At 61.9% G+C, this 4113-nt stretch carries 4 protein-coding genes and 1 pseudogene; all 5 read right to left on the reverse strand.

The features are described 5' to 3' along the window. On the reverse strand, positions 1 to 1198 hold a 1198-nt coding region (hemW, locus tag AB4Z11_RS25240), incomplete at its 3' end, for a radical SAM family heme chaperone HemW (protein ID WP_442028526.1). Beyond that, positions 1198 to 1779 (reverse strand): annotated as a pseudogene (gene rdgB / locus AB4Z11_RS25245) (RdgB/HAM1 family non-canonical purine NTP pyrophosphatase); the annotation flags it as partial. The gene hemW and the pseudogene rdgB, both read right to left, overlap by 1 nt. A 57-nt stretch (positions 1780 to 1836) precedes the next feature. Further along, on the reverse strand, positions 1837 to 2571 hold the full coding sequence (gene rph, locus AB4Z11_RS25250) for a ribonuclease PH (RefSeq protein ID WP_442028527.1): 735 nt from the start codon (positions 2569 to 2571) through the stop codon (positions 1837 to 1839). A 7-nt stretch (positions 2572 to 2578) separates the two neighbouring features. Then, positions 2579 to 3511: a PP2C family protein-serine/threonine phosphatase gene (locus tag AB4Z11_RS25255; protein ID WP_442028528.1), complete on the reverse strand. Its 933-nt coding sequence runs from the start codon at positions 3509 to 3511 to the stop codon at positions 2579 to 2581. Positions 3512 to 3523: 12 nt separating this feature from the next. After that, the coding region (locus AB4Z11_RS25260; RefSeq protein WP_442028529.1) for a serine/threonine protein kinase at positions 3524 to 4113 on the reverse strand (590 nt) is incomplete at its 5' end.

Genomic DNA, 4113 nt, shown 5'->3' on the forward strand with positions numbered 1-4113 from the left:
GACCTAGTTCGGTTGGTTTGATCAGCTGGTAATCGCGGTACAGAAGGCCCTTCGCCTCAGCGGCGTTAAGGGCCTTTTCTATGACGTTCATCGCCAGCCCGGTGCGTTCGGAGAACAGGTTCGGTTCGAAGCCGTCCTGCAAGCGCAGCGCATTGAGCATGAACTCAAAGCCCATCTCATCGCGACCAATCTCGCGTTCCTCCTGCACCGGATTACCCGCCTTCACCGCGTCCATATACGAACGTGGATGCTTGAAGCGCGCCTGGCGCAGCACGCGGTGCGGGAAGGACAGCTTGGAATGCGCGCCCGCGCCGATGCCGAGATAATCCCCGAACTGCCAGTAATTCAGATTGTGGCGCGCCTGGTGGCCCGGCTGCGCATAAGCGGAGACTTCGTAATGCCCAAAGCCCGCCGCGCCGGTGAGGTCAGCAATCATGTCCTGCATATCGGCGCTGGTGTCGTCGTCCGGTAGCTGCGGCGGATATTTCGCGAACAGCGTGTTCGGCTCCATCGTCAGGTGATACAACGACAGGTGCGGCGGCTTGAAGGACAGCGCCGTTTCGAGATCCGCGCGCGCTTCGGCCAGCGTCTGGCTGGGCAGCGCGTACATCAGGTCCAGGTTGAAGTTGTCAAAATTCGCCTGCGCGATTTCGACGGCGCGGCGCGCTTCGTTCGAATCGTGAATGCGGCCCAATGCCTTCAGGTGTCCGGAATTGAAGCTCTGGATGCCGATCGACAGGCGGTTGATGCCGCTGGCGCGATAGGACTTGAACTTCTCCGCCTCAAAGGTGCCGGGGTTGGCTTCCATCGTAATCTCGGCCGCGCCGTCCAGCGGCAGCAGCGAGCGCAGATCGGACATCAGCTGGTCCATGCCGGCGGCGGACATCAGCGAAGGCGTACCGCCGCCGATGAAGACCGTATAAATCTTGCGGCCCCAGATCAGGGGCAGCGCCATTTCCAGGTCGGCGCGCAGCGCGGCCAGGTATTCCTGTTCCGGCACCTCGCCCTTCGCTTCGTGCGAATTGAAGTCGCAGTATGGGCATTTGCGCACGCACCAGGGCCAGTGGATGTACAGCGACAGCGGCGGCAGCGCCGACAAATTCAGCGCGCCCGGTTGCAGATATTGCGCCGCCACGCCGGCAGCGCTGTCGATGGTCCGGGTAGCGTTCTTGCTGCCCACCGGTTTGATCGGGAYCATTTCAGCTTCTCTACCAATGCACGCAGGGCCTGGCCGCGATGGGACAGGCGGTTCTTCTCTTCCGGCGCCAGCTCGGCCACATGCTTGCCCAGCGATGGAATCAGGAAGTACGGATCGTAGCCAAAGCCGCCCTGCCCACGCGCTTCAGGCGAAATCTCGCCATCCCAGCGGCCATCGGCAATGATGGGCTGCGGATCGTCGGCGTGGCGCACGTAGACCAGCACGCAGTAATAGTAGGCCGATTTATCGTCGAATGCGGACAGGTCGTCGATCAGTTTTGCGCTGTTGGCGGCATCCAATTTCGGCTCGCCCGCATAGCGCGCAGAGTACACGCCTGGCGCGCCATTCAGCGCATTGACGCATACGCCGGAATCATCAGCCAGCGCAGGCAGGCCGGTCTGGCGCGCAGCGTGGCGCGCCTTGGTCAATGCATTTTCGACAAAGGTGTGGAAAGGCTCAGGCGACTCCGACACGTTGAACTCTTCCTGCGGATGCACGGAAAAGCCAATGGTCGAGAGCAGCTCGTTGAATTCCTTGAGCTTGCCTTTGTTGTTCGATGCGAGAACGATGCGTTGGGTCATGGATATCGGCTCTTTTGACGGAGCCGATATTTTAAACGACTTGCCGGCCCCTCACACTCAGCCGGTAATGCCGAGCGATTGCTTTTGCAGCTTGATCAGGTCCTTGATGCCGCCTTCGGCCAGGTCGAGCAGGCGGTTCATGACGCTGCGATCGAAAGCCTCGCCTTCGGCGGTGCCCTGCACTTCAACGAAGGAACCGCTGTCGGTCATGATCACGTTCATGTCGGTATCGCAAGACGAATCTTCCGGATAATCCAGATCCAGCACCGGTACGCCCTGGTACACGCCAACCGAAATCGCGGCCACAAAGTGCTTGACCGGAATCGACTCGATCATGCCAGCCGCTTTCAACTTCGAAAACGCATCATAGGCCGCCACCATGGCGCCCGTGATGGAGGCGGTGCGGGTGCCGCCGTCGGCCTGAATCACATCGCAATCCAGGTGCAGGGTGCGTTCGCCAAACGCTTCCAGGTCGAAGGCGGCGCGCAGCGAACGGCCAATCAGGCGCTGGATTTCCTGCGTGCGGCCGCTCTGTTTGCCCTTGGCCGCCTCGCGGTCCATGCGCGAGTGTGTGGAGCGCGGCAGCATGCCGTATTCGGCGGTCATCCAGCCCTGGCCTTTGCCCTTCAGGAAGCCGGGCACTTTCTCTTCGATGCTGGCGGTGCAGATTACCTTGGTGTCGCCGCACTCGATCAGCACCGAACCTTCGGCGTGCTTGGTGTAGTCGCGCGTGATGCGGATGGCGCGCAGTGCATCAACCGGACGGCCGCTTGGGCGGGTTACAGAAGTCATGGAATTCCTATTTCAGTATTTGGGAAGATTTCTCGATAGCGCCGCGGATTTCCGCGATCGCTTTTTCAATTTCGTCGTCGTCGAACGCATCGATCTCCGACTTGCCGTGGATGGTGGTGCTCACCAGATCGTCCGGCAGTCCCTCGGTCGAGATCATGGTGGACGACATCTGGGTCGACGTTGGCGTGCTGTCCGTCACCAGACGGCCCTGCCACATGATGGCCAGCGCCGTCACATTATCACTGCCCTCGCCGGCGCGGCGCAATGCAGTGGACAGCATGTCCGGCACGGCGCGCACCACGGTCTGGGTCGACATGGACTGCACCATCTCTTCGTCCGTCATCATGGACCACAGGCCGTCCGAGCACAATAGCAGGGTATCGCCCGGCAGCAGGCTGGCGCGGCCCGAGATGTCGATGCGCGGCACGCTGTTGGCGCCCAGGCAGTTGTAGAGCTTATTGCGGTCCGGATGCGTCGCGCGCGCCGACGCCGGAATCTGGCCCTTCTCGATCATGTTCTCCACATGCGAGTGGTCGCGCGTGCGGCCGTGGACCTTACCGTTGCGCATCCAGTACAGGCGCGAATCGCCGCAGTGCGCCCAGGTGGCCGTGTTGTGCTGCACCAGGCAAGCCACGATGGTGGTACGTGGCGATTCCGGCATCTTGTGCTCCTCGGTGTAGCGGTGGATTTCGCGATGCGCGGCGTGGAAGGCGTCCTCCAGGAAGCGCTCCGGCCCTTTCACATACGGCGTGGCCTGTTCCTGGAACATGGTCGACAGCGTCTGGGTGGCGATGGCGGCGGCGATTTCGCCGCGGGCGTGTCCGCCCATGCCGTCGGCCAGCACGAGCAGCAGGGCCTCGCGCGTGAAGCTGTAGCCCATACGGTCCTGGTTGACCTTGCGGCCGCCGATATGGGTCTGCTGATAAACGGAAAATTGCATGGCCGGCCTCCCTTAATCTTGCGTGCGCGGCGAAACTTCTTTTTTACGTCCCAGGCCAATGCGCTCGGCCAGGCCGCGCACATGGCCACCCAGTTTGCCCAGCGTGCCCGCATCGGGCTGCGGCTTGGGTGGCGCGGCGACAGGCTGCTGCAGCAGCTTCTGGAACTCGAACAGGCTTTGCGGACGGGCCAACGGGTCCATCTGCAGCGCCCAGCGGACCAGCCTCACCAGCTCAGGCGAGTAGGCGCTATCGAGCTTGGCGAAGTGGGCATCCATCTTGTCTTCCTTGCGGCGCTGGTCGGCCGGCTGCGGCGGCTGGCCCACCATGCAGGCGAACATGGAGGCGCCAATGCTGTAGACGTCCGTCCACGGCCCCAGAGTCTCGGTCTTGGAGTACAGCTCGGGACCGGCGAAGCCAGGCGTGTACATCGGCATCAGCTTGGGGCTGTCCGTGTTCACCGTCTGACGCGCTGCACCAAAGTCCAGCAGCATGGGCGTGCCGTCCGTGCGCAGATAGATATTGGCCGGTTTCAGGTCCAGATGCAGCAGTTTATTGGTATGCACTTCACGCAAACCTTTGATCACTTGCGTAAAAATAGTCC

This window comes from Pseudoduganella sp. RAF53_2 (assembly GCF_052113985.1).
In the GTDB taxonomy this organism is placed as follows: domain Bacteria; phylum Pseudomonadota; class Gammaproteobacteria; order Burkholderiales; family Burkholderiaceae_D; genus Rugamonas.

Bases quoted from the DNA above. Each gene is read 5' to 3' on its own strand.
- rph (WP_442028527.1), bottom strand. From the start codon at position 2,571: ATGACTTCTGTAACCCGCCCAAGCGGCCGTCCGGTTGATGCACTGCGC.
- AB4Z11_RS25255 (WP_442028528.1), bottom strand. From the start codon at position 3,511: ATGCAATTTTCCGTTTATCAGCAGACCCATATCGGCGGCCGCAAGGTC.